We start from the raw sequence: 16,831 nt of genomic DNA, 5'->3' as shown, positions 1-16,831 counted from the left end.
GTCCAGTGAGGCGGCCTCGATCGCCTACAGTTTTTCTCGAGCCACGGTCGCGAAGTCAGCAATATCAGTACTCGCTAATTCATCATCGGCCAAGAGGAGTCGAAGCCGGGGGCGGCCGACATCGATTGGCACCTTCTCTGTTGTGACAAGACCGGTATCCTCGATGTTCGTTTTCGTCCGGGAGAAAGTCGCTTTCGAGGCAACACCCGTATCCTCGCCCCACTTCGAGATATTGTAGAGTTGGGCCTCGTTGCGAGCTGCGACGAGCAGTGAGAGCGTCACAGCATCAATCGTGTCGTCGCTCACCTCCTCAAGCGTGGCGAGTACGGCCTCGAAGTCGTCGCGGACGGCCTCACTCACATCAGCACCGAGCCGTTCCATTGCTCGTGTGCGCCCCGGCGTGCGAAGACTGAATGACTCAGCCTCGTCGAACCGGTCCTGGTAAGTTGCGTAGACATCGGCGATGACGGTGTCGTCGCCTGCGGGGATTGCGATGGGCCGGAGCTGTTCGGTATCGAGGATGGCAGAGAGTGTCGTTTCAGTCGCAAACACTGTCGTCTCTCTGGTCCCCGTGAGAACACGCAGGTCAACACGACCAGCTTCAACGTGGTCTGCGAGGTCTGAGGCAGCGAGGAAATCATCGCGGACTGTCTTTAGTACGTCCTCCCACGCGAGGATGTTCAGCGTCTCTGGGAGTGCGTCCGTCTCGAGGTGTCCGAGTGCCGCCAACAGCGAGGCTGGTGGATCGACAAGTAGTGCGTCGCCGTCAGAGTCGGCAAACAGTGTTGTGAGTAGGTCTGCTCGCGTCTCAGCATTAGTGTGGCCTGACATGTCAACTACTAGTTAGAAGCTGCGACATTTACTATTATCGATGGTAGTGTGATGGTGTAGCACAATTAGCTTGCTGTAATTATCCGACTAGCACGTATGAGTACGTTGGGTATAGTATGATTGTTCAGCCTGTTGAAGCGCTCACTCTGTATCTCGAGTCACTACACGGTATATCGATTCTCCGCCTACGAATGGCACGGGCCGGTCAATATATCATAGAGGGCCTCGAGACTGCATCCATGTCGTCTCGCGCGATTCCAGTGTCGACAGTTCGTAATTGCCTCGAACGATTAGATGACGTCTCTGTCGGGGACCACGAGACAGCGGGATTCACACATACTGGCTCAACACTCAATCTTAATGCCGTCGCGATCGGCCTCGGACTCGAGAGCGTCCGATACCAGCCAGATACATTCCCCGGACTCGTGTACACACTGGATGAGCCAGAGCTGACTGTTGTCGTCTTCGGGTCGGGTGTGCTAGCGACCGTCGACGCCCCCCAAGCCAAGGCGGCGGTGGCTGCCTTCGAGACAGTGAGAGAGCGAATTGATGCTCTCGGACTCGGTGGTGATTGGACAGACGACGGCGCCGTTGTGCCGGCCGAGGAAATACCCGTCCCAGAACCGGACTGGACAGAAACCGTGACGGACAGCACGCAGATTGATCACCCGCTGCAAGAAGGGACCGACGGCACATGTTCGGCGTGTGGTGACTCTCTCACCGGCGGAGAAAACTACTGTCCAGCATGTGGAGCCCCCGTTGAGGATGGCCCGTCCTCGGGAGACGATGGTGGATCAAACACACAGGTATACAACCCGTCTGAGTGACACGTACCGGTTGGCACGATAGTTCCTAGTCGCAACTGGACCCTCTTCGAACCAGCGATCCAGCAAATCGAGGGTGGGCACATACCTTTTAGTATGTGCGATATGTCCACGCAGACGTTATGTCCTCGACCCCAGACACCGTCGAGTGTCAGATTTGCGAGGAGTCATTCGATCCAACTGCCTCCGCTGGGTACTGCACGAACCCAGAGTGTGGCGAGTGGAAATGGGAGCCGGAGGAGAGTGGTTCCGAGGAGGCTTCGGAGGACGACGATATCGGCGAGGCCGAGGAAATCGAGTGTCCACACTGCGGGACGACAGTTCCAGACAAGGATTTCTGCCTGGACTGTGGGGAATCACTCGACGAAGAAGAGACCGACGACGAAGAGTCAGAGGCAGCGGACGACGATCCGACGTGTCCGAATTGTGATTCAGATGTCGAGTCCGATTGGGCAGCGTGTCCCTACTGTGGGGAGAGCCTGGAGAGTGACTCCGAGACCGACGAGACGGACACCGGAGCCGACGACACAACGAGTGACACCGACGGCCCAGACGACACCACGACGCACGTTCCGCCGGAGCGGGTGATCGTTGAGGTCGGTGACGTCGAGATCACAGCAGAGGATGGGGACTCGATCGGCCGGAAGGTCCGCTCTGCGTACGTTCGTGACGGTGCAGACGAAGAGGAGGCCCAGTACATTCACCGCGAACACGTCACCTTCGAACGGGATGGCGGCGAGTTCTACATGGTGAACGAGGGTCGCAACGGAACGAAGCTCAACGGAGAGGATCTAGCACTCGACGAGCGTCGGCGTATCACGGAGGGGGATACGATCGAGTTCTCTGACCGTGCTACCGGCGAGATCAGCTTGGAGTAGATCGTTCGCTAACCACTACTACCCAACACAATCGTAATCATGAACATCTCAACAGACGTCGACCGACCATTCCTGCCACCACAAGACAGCGCTCTCACCGGTGAAGTCGCGATCGATCCTGGCCGGCAACAGGGAGCGACCACACGACAGATCGCGATCGTCGTCGACACGAGTGGCTCGATGAGTGGCGAGAAGATCGACCGTGCGATCGAGGGTGCGAAGTACGTCCTCGGCTATTTGGAGGACGACGACTACCTCACGCTGGTTGGATTCGACGCAACGGCGACGACCGTGATCGACGCCGAACAGTACGGATCGATGACACGTGACTCGGTCGTCGACCAGATCGAAGCGTTGTCGACAGGTGGCGGGACAGACATCTACGCGGCGCTCGAGCAGGCCAAGGAGCAACTCGACTCGCTCCCGGGCGGTCCCGACACAGCCAAGCGGATCCTGCTGTTGTCCGACGGGAAAGACAATCGTCGTGGTCCTGAGGACTTCGACGAGCAGGCCCGACGGATCGACGAGAGTGGTATTCGAATTCGCGCGGGTGGGATCGGCTCCGACTACAACATGGAGACGATCCGGACGCTCGGCACTGTAGCCCGTGGCGAGTGGGAACACATTGAGCAGGCGAGCGAGATTCAACAGTTCCTCGGCCGCGGTGTCGAAGAGGCGGCGACGGTCGTCGGAACCGACGCCGAACTGCGGATGGACATCGCAGAGGGAGTCGAGTTCACGGAGGTGTACCGGGCACGCCCGCAGGTACAGGAGGTAGACGTAGAGTACGAGGGAGACAACCTCGCCGTCGTCAAGCTCCCCGACCTCAAAGATCGCGAGGATCAAGAGGTCCGGATGAAGATCAGAGCCCCGGGTCACGATCCCGGGGAGGAGGTGACGTTGGCCGACGTGACGCTGAACGCAGCTGGCGAGACTGCGGAAGACGACATCACGGTGGAGTACACCGAGGACAACGACAAGCTGGGTGTTCGCCGTGAGGACGTGAGTATCGGGCTCGACGAGGTACGGACGCGGATCGAGGCCGGTCGAGGGAACGTCGAAGAGGCACAGACGCAGGTCGAGAACATGCGAACCAAGTACGGTGATGACGCCGCGAACTTGGACGACCTCGAAGACACGGTGACGGAAGTCGCCGAGGGTGGTCGAGCGGAACAGTCGGGGGCGACCAAGATCGACGACGGCGACCGGCTGTAACGTCCCCGAGTGGACACTCGCGAACACGGACACATGTCAGACAACAACTGGGAACCCACACCCGGCGACGTGATCGATAACCGGTACGAGGTCAGAAGTCACCTCGGAGAGGGTGGAATCGCGAAGGTCTGGGAGGGGTACGACCAACGGACTAACGAGGGGGTCGCGATCAAACACCTCCGGTTCGACTCGGACAACTACCGGCGGGCCAAGCAGACGATGGAGCAGATGTTTCGCCGCGAGATCGAGGCACTCCGCGGCGTGCAAGACGCTGGCGGCCACCCGCACATCATCGAGTTAGAGACGGCGACCTCGGTACAGGGGACACAGTTGGCTGTTGTGGAACTCGTTGAGGGTGACGAGTTGGATGACGAGAATCTGTCCGTGTCTGTTACGGAGGCCCGTGAAATCGCTCGTGACCTCGCCGACGCGATGGCGTTCCTCCACCGGAACGAGATCATCCTCCGAGACCTCAAGCCCGACAACGCGATGATCCAGTCGAACGGGGAACCGAAGCTGATTGACTTCAACACCGCGAAGGAGTTCGACACAACAGTCACGGGAACGCCGACGTGTCCCAACTGTGGGCGTCAACTCGGGACCAGCGACTACGTCTGTCCAGGTTGTAACGAGGACCTGACCGGCGGCATGGACACGGTCGTCGGGAGCGGTGCACGCGACACCTACAAACCACCCGAGTCGACAGAGGATATGGCCCATCTACGTCAAGGTCCGTGGTCAGACGTTTACTCACTCGGGAAAATCCTCCACTACCTGTTGGCCGACGACAGTGCGATCCCACCGAAAGACGGGGCGAACCCGGAGGATTTCAACGTGTCTCTGCGCTCGTCGAACGAGTACCTGGGTGAGATCGTCGAACGAGCGACCGCCGAGGATTACGAGCGTCGCTACAGCAATGCGAACGTGTTCGCGACCGTCATTGAGAACGAGACGCCGGAGCCACCACAGCAAGCACGGCTGGTCCACGACCAGACGGGCCGAACGTACGACATCAGCCCGGGTGACACGATCGGTCGACAGGGAGCCGAGGGTCCCGCCGCGACGATCACGATCGACGATCCAGGTGATAAGAACTTCATCTCCGCCGTGCAGGTACAGCTCGACACGACGGGGCGTGATCAGTGGTTGCTCCGCGACCGGAGCCTCAACGGCACCTACGTGCAGAACGGGAACGGGTGGCAACGGGTGCTCTGTGAACAGGGTCGCCGCCGACTCCAGAACAAAGGCCATGATCCGACCGACCGACACGGGAACGTCCCACCCGAGTCGCTGGAAATCAATGACGGTGCGGTCATCAAGTTGGTCGACACGACGTACGATGTCACGTTCAAATTCGAGGAGGTAGCCTAACGATGCACTACGTTACGACCTACGACGTTGGAGACAGGAAGCGGTCGCAAGACGGGATCAACGAAGACAGCGTCGCGGTCACGACGCTTGAAGGCGGGCACAGAGAGGGGTTCAGTCCTCCCGGAACCGACGTGTCCCCGACGTACGACACTGCTGCAGCGTCACCGACCGTCCACGGTCCTCGTGACACTCCCGACGACACAACCGAGACGGCCGAGACGAGTGGCGACGAGCCCACAGCCGAAGACCAGTCGCGGGTCGAGAACGAGGCGACAGATGTCTTCACGGTGGGTGACGAGCGCCAGACTCGGCCACGAAACAGGGACGCGGGAATCTTCGTGCTGGCAGACGGCGCGGGCGGTGAACAGGCCGGGGATATCGCCTCGTACATCGCGACGACGGTCGTCACCGAAGAACTGAGTGGCCCCGTTCACCGCGCCTGTCGGAGACGAACCGACGGGTTCGGCTTGGACGTCGACGAGGGTGCGTTCGGTGACCCACCAGATGCGGCGGCACTCGAGACTGCGATCACGGAGGCGGCCGTCGCAGCGAACGAGGCGATCGTCGAGTACGCCCGCAAGGCGAATCTGGGTGGGCTGTACACCACGCTCGTCGTCGGTGTCAAAATCGGGCGACAACTCCACTACGGCTGGATCGGCGACAGTCGCCTGTACGTGGTCAACGGCAGTCACGAGGAGATCGCGGCGCTGACGAAAGACCACGCGAAGGTGACACGGTGGGAAGACGAGGGACGGATCGACGCGGTTGAGGCGCACGTGCACCCCGAGGGCAACGAGATCTCCAGTGCACTGGGTGGGGGCGCGGACACGACGATCGACGAGGCGGCAGCACGTGCCGAACGCGACGTAGAGACGAATACCGTCCCTCTGTACCGCGAGGATCAGATCCTGCTGACCAGCGACGGGTTGATCGACGCACAGACCGACGCGATGGAACTCTACAGACGCTACGTCGGCTCCGATCACGACCCAGAAGTCGCCGAGGAGGTCCTCGATGCTGTCGTCACCGACGAGCTCATCCGCGACGTGGTTCTCGAGGCTGACACACTCCGTGACGCAGCCGACCGATTCGTCACGCTCTCGAACGAGAAAGGTGGGAAAGACAACATCTCGATCGTCTTGGTCTCCGACGACAAACTCCCAGCCGCACCAGACCCCGACGAGAGCGGACTCCCGACACGTGCCGTCGACCCTACAACGCCGTTGGAGGATCGTGATACGGTCGTGCGGTGACGTGTGTTGGTGACGACAGCGGCGTGACTACCGATGGATCGGACACGACTCGAGCGCCGTGTTCACGCGGCGGTCAACGAGACACGCGAACGACACGGGCGTCGTGGTGTCGCGTACGACCCAGACCTCCGTCCAGTCGCACGGTATCACAGTCGACGGATGGTCGCCAAGGGAGAACTGTTCCACGAGGCACCCGACGGCGAAGACCTCTCGGAACGACTCGACATGTTTGACTACGACTTGATTGCGAAGGGGACCGGTCAGCGATTCTGCCACGATTGTAGTAGTGATCTCCGTCGCTTCGCAGCCCCAGCGTACTGTCCAGCCTGCGGGACAGCAACGCTCGATTCCACGCTGGAATCTACACGGGCTGGTGAGAACTTGGCTGTCAAACGGTATGTTCCCCGTCCCGTCGGTACAGACGAAGAGACGGCAGCAACAGCCGTCGTCGACGGGTGGCTTGAGTCACCGGGGCACCGTGACAACCTACTCGAACCGTCGTTCGAGCGAGAAGCGATCGGCGTGGTCGTCACGGACGAACGTCAACGAGTCTGCGTGTACGTCACGCAAGTCCTCTCGTAACGGCACGCCGCGGACACGAAGTATCCACAAGCGAGGGGTCAAGGGTCGAACTGGAACTGGATCGAGTACGACGGGTCGACCGGGGTGAGGACCCGTCGGCTACGGAGCCTGGCAGCCGTGTACGGCTGCTCGTCTGGAACGTCGACACTGGCTTCGGACTGGAGACGCCGGTAGCCGTCTTCGCTGAGGAGCCGTTCCCAGTCTGACCCAGTGTCGAGGTACGTCCCGTTGAGACTCTGGTCTTCGACGATCCAGTCGTCTTCGTGACGGAGTTCGAACTGAACGGGCGAGACGTACCGCTGTGGATCTGCAACTGCGACAGTCGGGAGTGCATCGTCTTCTGCGACACGACCGACAGTGTCTCCGGCTCGGACTGGACAGGCGACGCCGTTCCGCCCGTCGGTGAGTGTCGCGACGGAGCCGTCACGTCCGAGTTCCTCGTACAGTGTTGTCGCGAGTCGTGTCGCAGTCTGTGGACGTGCCGCGGGAGCGGCACTCGTCGCCGCAGCGATGATGTCTGCCAGACCAGCAGGGACCGTTTGATCGTGGCGTCGCACCTCGATGCCGTCGGCTGGCGTCTCGGCCGTCTTTACCGTTTGACCAGTCGTCAGATACACCAAGAGCTTCCCGAGTCCGTACACGTCCGTCCACGGCCCAGACGGACCGTCGCGACGACCGTCGGGGAGTTGCTCCGGTGCCTTGTACGCATCCTCGTGGAACAGCGTCTCCGTCTCCGTGGCAGACTCGGCCGTGTTGAAGTCGATCAAAACGGGCCGGTCGTGGGTCGTTCGGACCAGCACGTTCTCGGGTTTCAGGTCCAGATAGAGGTAGCCGTTCTCGTGGAGGAAACTCACGGCTCTCACGATCGGGAGCCCGTACCGTTCGAGCAGCCGCGTGCCGGGAGTCGTCGTGGCCGACGAGAGGTCGGTCCCGTCGACGAACTCGGTCACGAGGTACATCGGATCGCGGCGTCGTCCGTCGACGAAGTGGACGAGTGAGGTCGGGTGCACCCCGTCTCCGAAGCTCTCGAGTGTCCGGTACGCGCGCTCGAATCGGTCCTCGACGATGCTCCGGTCGTTCGACCCGTCGTACCGTGGGAACTTGACCGCCACGTCGGGACCACCCTCCTCGTCCGTCGCACGCCAGACGTTTGCGAACCCGCCGCTCCCGGCCCACTCTGTGATACGAAACCGGTCACCGACACGTCGCCGCCGTGGTGTGTGTTCGGACATGTGTGTTTGTTCGGAATCGACTCGTTGTGGTCGTCACGTCCCGGGTCGCCGTCGACCGCCTCCACGCGGACGGGGGAGTTCGTCCGGGGACCCGTCCGTCGCGTTCGGCTGATCGGTCGGCTCAGTCGTACTGGACGACGAACTTCACGCGACTGTCGGCGAGCGTGACACGGTCGGCCTGTTCGAGAGTGTGTCTCTCCCCGTCTCGGAGGTCCGTTCCGTCGACTGCCGTGCCGTTGGCACTGTCCGCGTCCCGCAGGGAGATAGTTCCAGCGGGTGTGTCACGTTCGTTCGAGAGTTCGACGTGTTCACGAGAGACGTACGGGAGGTGATCGTCGTCGACGACCGACTCGAACGCACTCCTGCCGAGGGTCGCAGTCGCCCCCGGTGGCAGGTCCCGAGTGACTGTCCCTCGGCCACCACGCTGTGCGGTCAGATAGATCGTCGTCGCCGTCTCGTGCGTGTGAACCTGCGTCTCGGTGTGATCTCCGGTCTGTCCGTACACCTCCGTCATCGTCTCCGTCTCTGGGTCGACGAGTCGTGTGTCGTCGTCCGCGGTCGTCTCGTCGACGTCCGCGACAACCGTGGTGTAGGTGTCGGTGACCGTCGTTCCGGCCGACTCTGCGATGGGCACCATCAGCAGTACTTGGAGGAGTGCGTCCTCGAGGGCAGACGACTGTGAGTGGTTGTGGAAGGTCGTGTACACCACTGTCCCGTCACCGTGTGAACACTTGTACGCGATCACGGAGTCACGGTCTCGTGCCCGTAAGAGCGGCTCGGCACCGTCCGGGAGCCGTGTCGGCTCTTTGATCGCCGTGTCGAAGTCGAGTGTGAGTTGCTCTCGGCCCAGCAGATCCGCCAGTTCGGCGTCGACGACCTCCGCTCGCACCTCGTCGCCCCAGTTACCGCTCCCGAACTCGGCACTCGTGAAGTGTGACACCGCTCGAGCCGTGAGGTCGGAGGCCATCAACGTGTTTCCGCGTTCGACGAACTCCGCGAGGGCGTCTCTGTCGATCTCGTCGTCCCACGAGAACGAACAGTTGAGCATGACGACGCCGCGGTCCTGTTCCGACAGATCGACCGGGTCGACCGGTGAGTGTTCGACACCGAGTCGGTCGAGTATCGCACCCATGTCGTCGTAGTTCGGACTACTCACGAAGATCGGTGGAACGTCACTCGTATCGAGGCCGTCGGTGCTCACGGGTACGCCGGTCGTACCGCTGCACAAAGTTCCTTGCGACGTGTCCCTCCTCGCGACGGCAGATCGACACAGTCGCGGGGGATCCGACGCCGGGCGTGGATTTATCCGCCACTACTCCGTGGGGAGACGCGTGCCAATCTCTCTCGACTGGCAGTACGAGACTGACGGCCGTATTCGCTCCGCTCCGACCGTGTCCGACGGGACGGTGTACGTCGGAAGCGACGACCACGCGATCCACGCGATCGACGCCACCACCGGTCGGTTGGAGTGGCAGTACGACACGCACAACGTCGTACGACCCGCGCCGACCGTGATCGACGGAACGGTGTACGCGGGGAGTGACGACCAGAAACTGTACGCGATCGACGCCGACACCGGGACACTCGAGTGGACGTTCGGTGCCGACCGTCGCATCTACTCGTCGCCCGTCGTCGTCGACGACACGGTGTTTCTCGGAAGTACGGACGGGTACACCTACGCGATCGACGCTTCGGACGGGACCGAACAGTGGGCGTTCGAGGCGCGGGGACGGGTCCGGTCGTCGCCGACAGTACTCGGTGACACGGTGTACGTCTCGGCTGGAGACCACCGAGTGTACGCGGTCGATCGTCCCGAGACGACACCGGCACCGACCGCCGAGACCACCAGTGGTGGCTCGAACACCAAGATCTTCGCCCCGGGCTCCGACTACTGCCCCGACTGTAGCGAGAATCTCACCGGGTACGGCGATCCGTCGTACTGCCCAGAGTGTGGAACCGACCTAGACTGACTTCACAGCGAATTCCCGAGACTGGGTGGCTTTATCGGCTCGGGTGTGTAGGTGTTACTATGGACTCCCTCTGGACTACGACCCTCGACGCACGGGTCGTGCGGATCGAACCGTACGACGAGGCGGGCGTGGTCGTGGTGACGACCGACGACGATTGGTTGCACTGTCTCGACGCGACGAGTGGGCACCGGCGCTGGACGACGGAGGCGACGCGGGTCGGGGACGTCGACGAAACGGCAGTCTATCTCTACTCGGACGGGATCGTACTGGCACTCGACGCACAGACGGGCGACAGACTGTGGCGGTACGTCGACGCGCAGGACGTTACGGATGTCGTGACCACGGGTGAGGTCGTCGGCGTTCGAACCTACGAGTCTGGCACCGACCTCGACGGCGATCACTTCACCGTTCTCGACGCAGAGAGTGGATCGGAACTCGCGTCGACCGTCGACGACTGTCGGTCCTCCTTCGAAGCGGACGGTGAACTGTATCTCGTGACGTACGACGAGGTGCAGCGGTACGAGCCGACTCGTGGACTGGTGACGCTGTCGGTCCCCGGTGACTCGGGAACTGTCGGTCCGATAGAGACGGACGTGTCGAACCTGTACTTGGGGTACGCAGCCGTACAGACGGGGACCGTGGCGATCGACAAGCAGACCGGTGTCCAACGGTTCCAGACGGGTGGGTACACGAACGACATCTGTCTGGCCGACACGACGCTGTTCACTGCGATGGGGACTGGCGACGAGAGTGCCGCAGTCGACGTCGAGACCGGGAACGAACTGTGGACACTCGACGACGGGGAAGACTTCACACACCACGTCGACACCGACGACGACACCGCGTACTTCGAAACCGACATCTCCGGGGAGTCCACGGCCCGCATCACCGCTGTCTCGAGAGAGTGGGGGACACGACAGTGGACGTGGGAGACCGACGCTGCGAGTGGTGTGACTGTGGCAGACGGGACCGTCCTCGTCGAGACGGACGGCGTCGTGGCGTTGGACGCGGAGTCCGGCGATCAACGCTGGCACTCGGAGACGATGGGGCGACTCGAAGTCGTGCACGACGAGGTGTACGTACTGGACAACCAGCGACTCCACCGACTCGACCCCGGGTCCGGTGGCGCAGGGTGGGCGGTCCCCGCCGACAAGTGGGCCGCCGACACGCACGTGTACACGGTCAGTGACGATTCTGTCACCGCGTACACCGACACCGAGACCGCTCCGCAGTCGACCGAGACGGCGGTCTTCGACGCTACCGACGACGGTAGCTCGGCGGGTGGTGGCGACACGGAGGTGTTCGAGACGGGCGAGACGACGGGTCCAGAGATCGCCTACTGTCCGGCGTGTGGAGCCGACCTCGACGGCTTCCCGAACGCCCAGTTCTGCCCGCAGTGTGGAACCGACATCGACGGGTGAGAGCAGACTGGACCCGTCTCACAGCTCCGTCCCACACTCGGGACAGAACGACACCGACCCGTACTCTCGGAGGTCCACACCACAGGCAGGACAGCGATTCTCGTCCGAAGCGTCCTCGCCGCCCCCGGTGAACACTCTCGTCTCTCGAGGCGCGTCCGCGTCCGTCGCCGTCTCGGCTCCGGTCGTGTCGTCTCCGGTGAACACGTCCGTTCCACTGTCCGCCGTCGGGTCAGTCTCTGTCGTGGTGGTATTGGCCTCTGTCGCGGTGGAGTCGGCCGTACCGGTCTCTATCGAGGTGGAGCCGGTCGTGTCGGTCGATCGACGGCTGGAGCTGGACCCCTCGTCTCGTGTGGGATCGTCGTCGGTGGTGTGTCGGCTGCTCGGCGAGCGTTCGGACGACGACTCGTCGACTGCAGTCGTCAGTCCGTCGACGATCGAGTCGACATCCACGTCGGCGTCGGAAGGCCCGTCCACTTGCACGTCGACGTTCGAGTCGGCGTCGGTGCGAACGTCCACCGAGACGGATCGACTGGTGCTGGTCTGGTGACCCGAGACGGTCGCCCCGGAGACTGGCATCCGGAGCACTTCGGTGTTGACCCCCGACTCGCTCACCGCCGCGTCGATCTGTGGCGCGACGACGGCCGTGTTGTTCGCACCGGTCAACTCGAGTGTGAGAGAGCCCTCGCCGTCGACGAACAGCGCCGCGTTCGTGCCACTCACCGTGATCGTGACCGACTGCAGTGTGGGAATCTCACACGTCACCGACGTGTTCGCACCGGACACCTCGACGTCCTGCTCGACGACGCCCAAGTCTCGTTCGACGTTGAGACCGTCGACTGTGATCATTCGTCGTAACTGGTCAACCGACCCAGATAAAGGTGTGGCGCTGCCGGACGACGACGTTCACTGACACAGGTGTCTCCTCCAAATCGTAGAGAGACTGAAACTACGAGGAACTGTATCTCTCCTGAGGGTCCGCTCGTGTCTGCTCTACTCGGTCGGATAGCCCCGTCTACAAGTGAACGTGAAGTGACAAGAGTGACGACTCTGACTGACAACGACGGACGAACGGCGTATGAGATCGGAAATATCTGGGGGTAGAGGTGTGGCCGATGGGATTATACCACGTATGAGTGTAGCGTGTGGTATGTCAGAACGGTCGCACGAAGCCAGAGGCACCGTCGACTTCTTCAACGACACCGGTGGGTACGGGTTCATCGAGAGTGATCAGGTCGACGAGGATGTGTTCTTCCACATGGAAGACATCGAAGGCCCAGATCTCGAGGAGGGACAGTCTGTCGCATTCGACATCGAGAGGGCAGCGAAGGGACCACGAGTGAGTAGTCTACGCCGAATCGACGAGAGTGGACACAGTGGTGACGAGGTAGAGGGCAACTCGTCCGATACCGACACGAAGGTGTTCGCGTCGACGAGTGGGGCGGGTGACGATCAGTCGGAGCCGCCGAACTTCTGCCCCGATTGTGGCGAACGGATCGCCGCGCAACCGGGAGACAGCTTCTGCAGCTACTGCGGACACGAGCTGTAATTCGACTCGAGAGGTAGTCTCACGACCCGTGTGTCACCGTGTCACGGGAGAGGTGCATTTAGGCGTCGGTCGTCAGTGCGTGCCGGTGTGGCTCGATACGTCGTCTCCGACCACCACTTCGGTCACGCGAACATCGTCGAGTACTGCGACCGACCGTTCAATTCCGTCGGGGAGATGGACCGGACGCTGGTCGAGCGACACTTCGAGGTCGTCGATCCGGGGGACACGGTCGTCCACTTGGGAGACATCGCGATGGACATGCGCGACGGGCACGAGGTCGTCGACCGGATGGAGGCACTCGGTGTCGATCTCCTCGTGCAGGGGAACCACGACATCGGGCTCTCCGACGGACAGGCGCCGAGCCCGGTCGTCGACCACTGCCTGCTCTCGCACGACGACTACCAGTTCCTCTGTGTTCACCGACCGGCGGACACGCCGGACTCGTGGGACGGGTGGGTGATCCACGGCCACCACCACAACAACGACCTCGCCACCTACCCACTGATCGACGCCGCCGCTCGGCGTGTGAACGTCGGTGTCGACGTGACCGGCTTCCAGCCGCTCGCTCTCGACGCCCTGACGGACGTACTCGAGGAGTGTTCCGACGAGGCGCACGTCGAGACGCTCTCGGAGCTCGACTCGTGAGCCCCGGCGTGTCCCCTCGGCCGGGGTCGCTCCGAGACGGCGAGAGGTGGTGTCGCGAGGGGCGGACACTTATAACAGTCGCCACCACACCAGTAGGTATCACTCTGACTCGCTCGTCGTCCTCGTACTGTCAGTCGTCGAGGCGGCGTCCGTCGTCACTGTCCCGTCGCCCTGCGGGAGCCTCCGTCGATGAGTACCTCCGACAGTCGCGGCACACGTCCGACACGCACCGATGACACGAGACGACACCGACCACACGATCGGCGATCGAACCGTCGCCGGCGACCCGACGGACGAGCAGTTCGGTCGGTTGACCGTGTTGGCCGACAGCGGTCACGAGAAGACTCCCGACCTGGACGCCGACGCGTACTACCACCGACAGGTCACCGGTGACCGAACGGATGTCGAGGTCGTGACGCACGCGCTCGAACTCGGGATGAACGTCCTGTTGAAGGGACCACCGGGTGTCGGGAAGAGTTTCCTCACACGGTACCTCTGCGCGATGACGAACCGGCCACTGTACCGTGTCACGCTCTCGGAGACGACGTACCGAGAGGACTTGGTCGGACACCTCCACCTCGTCAGTTCCGAGAGCGGCGAGACGATCACGGAATGGGTGGACGGACCACTCACCCGTGCGGTTCGAGAGGGTGCGGTGCTCTTGCTCGACGAGATCAACGCGGCCGACGCGAACACGGTCGCCGCACTCAACGCCGTGATGGAACAGCGAGCCACGAGGTCACTGACGATCCCACAGACCGGCGAACAGATCACGCCACACGACCAGTTCCGTGTCGTCGCGACGTCGAACCCAGGGTACCAGGGTACGTACGAACTGAACGACGCATTCGAGGATCGGTTCCGACACGTCGAACTCTCGTACCTCCCGGAGGCGGTCGAAGTCGAACTGCTCTTCGACCGGACGGACCTCGACCGTGGCCGAGAGTCGGACGTCCGGGATCTCGTGTCGTTTGCCGGGCGACTCAGGGAAGCATACGTGGACGGCGAGTTGTCGACGCCGGTCACGACACGGGAGTTGGTCCGGATCGCCCGGTTCGTCGAGGACGACTTCATGACACTCCGTGAAGCCGCCCGGAGTGAACTGGTCGCCCGCGTCGACGAGTTCGACGAGTCGCTGGTCCGAACGCTCGTCGACAAACGGTTGTGACAGTCGTGCACCTGACAGACGACACGACCCACGCCGAACTCACGGCCCTGTCGACACCGTCACGGGGGTCCGAGGAGCGCCGCACCGAACTCGAACGGCTCGCCTCGCTGTGTACCGACCGAGACACGAGTGTGAGTGTCGTGTTCGACGACGACACCGCGCTCGCACGGCCGGCGGACGGGACCGACGGGTACGAGATCGTCGTTCCGACACAGAAGTACGAGCAGCCCGGCTCTGCAGTTCCGCCGGCGCTGTGGGATCGCGCGATCCAAGTGGCGTTTCTCTTCCACGAACTCGGTCACGTCCACTACTCCGCGTTCGAGCAGTTCGGGGAGCGACTGGAGACGGTCGACCCGCGGTGGCGCGAGGTGTTCCGGACGGTGTACAACGCCGCCGAAGACGTCGCCGTCGAGACACAGATCGCGGACGAGTTCGAGGTGGCCGCCGACTTCCGACTCTTGAGCACGGTGCTCTCGACACGTGCCGATCGGCGACACACGGAGTACGTCGATCTGTTCGACCTCACGACCGCCGACGGGCGGCCGCGACGATCGTACACGGTCTTCGAAGCAGTCACCGTCGGCCTCTTCGATCGGGGGTTCGTCGACAGCGGCCGCTTCGCGGAACTCCTCGATCCGGCGGTCGACACGCGGGTCGTCCACGGGGACCGGCGAGACGTGGTCGCATCGCTCGCCCCCGCGATCGATGACTTCGTCGTAGATATGCTCTCCGAGCCGGACGGCACGCGCCGGGTAGAGCGTGCACACGAGTTCTTCCGACGGGTCAGAGACAGCCTCGTGTCACTCCCCCCACGGCAGAGTGGACGAGTACAGACGGCTCCCGTGCGGCCACCGGACGCCCGTGCTGTCTCCGACTGGCGTGCCGCGCCGGCCACCGGTCTCCCGGACGAGGAGTCGGCCCGCCGACACGTCGAGGGCGACTCCGACGGCGGTGGACGGTGGAAGCACACGGGTGACGCCGACGGTGCCGGTGGCGGTGCAGAACGGCCACCGGGGCCACTCGACGACGAGATCGTCCAGCGCGCCACTCGCCGTCGAACGGGGTCGCGGACTGGGCACGCCGACACTGGGACGGACCCACTCGAACGGGAGGCTCGACGACTCCTGACGGTGATCGACGACGACACGACGGATCTCGACGACGTGATCGTCGTCGATCCAGACGAAGACGGTGGTGACGCCGGCCGCTGGCGACGGGCCGTCGGGCGTGCTCGTCGGCTCGAGCGCGAGCTAGCGACACGGCTCCGCCGCGAACGGCGGCCGCGTGACACGAGTGGTCACCGGACGGGACGGCTCGACGGACGCCGTCTCGTGGCGGCGAGTCGCGGGAACCAGCGCGTGTTCACACGCCGAGAGTCGGGGACGCTGACGGACTACTCCTGTCTGCTCGTCCTCGACCGCTCGGGATCGATGGACGGCGCGAAGGTCGAGACGGCCGAGACGGCCACCGCACAACTCGTCAGTGCGCTGTACGGCGCCGGTGTCGACACGTCCGTCCTGTCCGTCTGGCGAGGATTCCCGTGTCTGGAACTCCCGTTCGGCGGCCGCCCCGCCGACCACGTCGACCGACTGGTGACCGGCCGTACCGGCGGCGGCACACCGCTGTCTGCAGCCGTCTCGGTCTGTCGACACCGTGTCGATCGTGGCTCGGGGACGACGCCGTTCGTGGTGGTGATCACCGACGGGGAACCGGACGACCCGGACGCCTACCGGACGGCGCTCGAGAAGTGTACGTTCCCGGTGTTCGGCGTCTACGTCGGGGCGACGCCGGGACGACACACCGAGTACTTCGATCGAATCGTGTACACCGAGACGGACGCTCTCGAACACACACTCCGGCAACTGGTCAGACGGGCGTTCGGGTCGGGGGTGTGA

At 63.0% G+C, this 16,831-nt stretch carries 15 protein-coding genes and 1 pseudogene; 12 read left to right on the top strand and 4 right to left on the bottom strand.

Features of this window, described 5'->3' with window-relative positions; all coding sequences use genetic code 11:
- Positions 1 to 24: 24 nt before the first annotated feature.
- Positions 25 to 831 carry a transcriptional regulator TbsP domain-containing protein gene (locus tag RYH80_RS19715; RefSeq protein WP_370905830.1) on the bottom strand — a complete coding sequence of 269 codons (807 nt, stop codon included), beginning with the start codon at positions 829 to 831 and terminating at the stop codon, positions 25 to 27.
- A gap of 116 nt (positions 832 to 947) precedes the next feature.
- Between RYH80_RS19715 and RYH80_RS19710 the strand changes: the two genes are divergently transcribed.
- The 6 genes from RYH80_RS19710 (at position 948) to RYH80_RS19685 (ending at position 6,954) form a co-directional block, all read left to right on the top strand.
- Complete coding sequence (locus RYH80_RS19710; RefSeq protein WP_370905828.1) at positions 948 to 1,658, top strand: hypothetical protein; 711 nt, start codon at positions 948 to 950, stop codon at positions 1,656 to 1,658.
- Between the two features lie 119 nt (positions 1,659 to 1,777).
- Entirely contained in the window at positions 1,778 to 2,533 is a 756-nt protein-coding gene (locus RYH80_RS19705) for a double zinc ribbon and FHA domain-containing protein (protein WP_370905826.1), read from the top strand.
- A 39-nt stretch (positions 2,534 to 2,572) separates the two neighbouring features.
- A complete protein-coding gene (locus RYH80_RS19700; protein WP_370905824.1) occupies positions 2,573 to 3,748 on the top strand; it encodes a vWA domain-containing protein in 1,176 nt (391 codons plus the stop codon).
- A 33-nt stretch (positions 3,749 to 3,781) separates the two neighbouring features.
- Positions 3,782 to 5,119: a protein kinase domain-containing protein gene (locus RYH80_RS19695; RefSeq protein ID WP_370905822.1), complete on the top strand. Its 1,338-nt coding sequence runs from the start codon at positions 3,782 to 3,784 to the stop codon at positions 5,117 to 5,119.
- Between the two features lie 2 nt (positions 5,120 to 5,121).
- Entirely contained in the window at positions 5,122 to 6,372 is a 1,251-nt protein-coding gene (locus RYH80_RS19690; RefSeq protein ID WP_370905821.1) for a PP2C family protein-serine/threonine phosphatase, read from the top strand.
- A gap of 33 nt (positions 6,373 to 6,405) precedes the next feature.
- Positions 6,406 to 6,954, top strand: a complete 549-nt coding sequence (locus RYH80_RS19685; RefSeq protein ID WP_370905819.1) for a CAP domain-containing protein — start codon at positions 6,406 to 6,408, stop codon at positions 6,952 to 6,954.
- Positions 6,955 to 6,992: 38 nt separating this feature from the next.
- Here RYH80_RS19685 and RYH80_RS19680 read toward each other — a convergent pair whose 3' ends face one another.
- Both RYH80_RS19680 and RYH80_RS19675 read right to left on the bottom strand, forming a co-directional pair.
- Positions 6,993 to 8,186 carry a protein kinase domain-containing protein gene (locus RYH80_RS19680; protein ID WP_370905817.1) on the bottom strand — a complete coding sequence of 398 codons (1,194 nt, stop codon included), beginning with the start codon at positions 8,184 to 8,186 and terminating at the stop codon, positions 6,993 to 6,995.
- 121 nt (positions 8,187 to 8,307) lie between these two features.
- On the bottom strand, positions 8,308 to 9,387 hold the full coding sequence (locus RYH80_RS19675; protein WP_370905815.1) for an FHA domain-containing protein: 1,080 nt from the start codon (positions 9,385 to 9,387) through the stop codon (positions 8,308 to 8,310).
- 130 nt (positions 9,388 to 9,517) lie between these two features.
- On the opposite strand from RYH80_RS19675, the gene RYH80_RS19670 reads away from it, so the two are divergent.
- Entirely contained in the window at positions 9,518 to 10,156 is a 639-nt protein-coding gene (locus RYH80_RS19670; protein WP_370905813.1) for an outer membrane protein assembly factor BamB family protein, read from the top strand.
- 59 nt (positions 10,157 to 10,215) lie between these two features.
- Positions 10,216 to 11,577 (top strand): outer membrane protein assembly factor BamB family protein, encoded by a 1,362-nt coding sequence (locus RYH80_RS19665; protein WP_370905812.1) that lies wholly within the window; start codon positions 10,216 to 10,218, stop codon positions 11,575 to 11,577.
- Positions 11,578 to 11,595: 18 nt separating this feature from the next.
- Here RYH80_RS19665 and RYH80_RS19660 read toward each other — a convergent pair whose 3' ends face one another.
- Positions 11,596 to 12,423, bottom strand: a complete 828-nt coding sequence (locus RYH80_RS19660; protein WP_370905810.1) for a hypothetical protein — start codon at positions 12,421 to 12,423, stop codon at positions 11,596 to 11,598.
- A 301-nt stretch (positions 12,424 to 12,724) separates the two neighbouring features.
- Here RYH80_RS19660 and RYH80_RS19655 point away from each other — a divergent pair.
- From RYH80_RS19655 to RYH80_RS19640, 4 genes and pseudogenes are all read left to right on the top strand, one after another.
- Positions 12,725 to 12,934, top strand: a pseudogene (locus RYH80_RS19655) (cold-shock protein); the annotation flags it as partial.
- 276 nt (positions 12,935 to 13,210) lie between these two features.
- Positions 13,211 to 13,768 carry a metallophosphoesterase gene (locus RYH80_RS19650; RefSeq protein ID WP_370905808.1) on the top strand — a complete coding sequence of 186 codons (558 nt, stop codon included), beginning with the start codon at positions 13,211 to 13,213 and terminating at the stop codon, positions 13,766 to 13,768.
- Between the two features lie 232 nt (positions 13,769 to 14,000).
- The gene (locus RYH80_RS19645; RefSeq protein WP_370905806.1) at positions 14,001 to 14,936 is read left to right on the top strand and encodes an ATP-binding protein; all 936 of its coding nucleotides are present in this window, start codon (positions 14,001 to 14,003) and stop codon (positions 14,934 to 14,936) included.
- Between the two features lie 5 nt (positions 14,937 to 14,941).
- Positions 14,942 to 16,831, top strand: a complete 1,890-nt coding sequence (locus tag RYH80_RS19640) for a VWA domain-containing protein (protein WP_370905804.1) — start codon at positions 14,942 to 14,944, stop codon at positions 16,829 to 16,831.

The organism is Halobaculum sp. MBLA0147 (genome assembly GCF_041361345.1).
Taxonomy (GTDB): domain Archaea; phylum Halobacteriota; class Halobacteria; order Halobacteriales; family Haloferacaceae; genus JAHENP01.
This window is presented reverse-complemented; position numbering and strand designations above follow the sequence as displayed.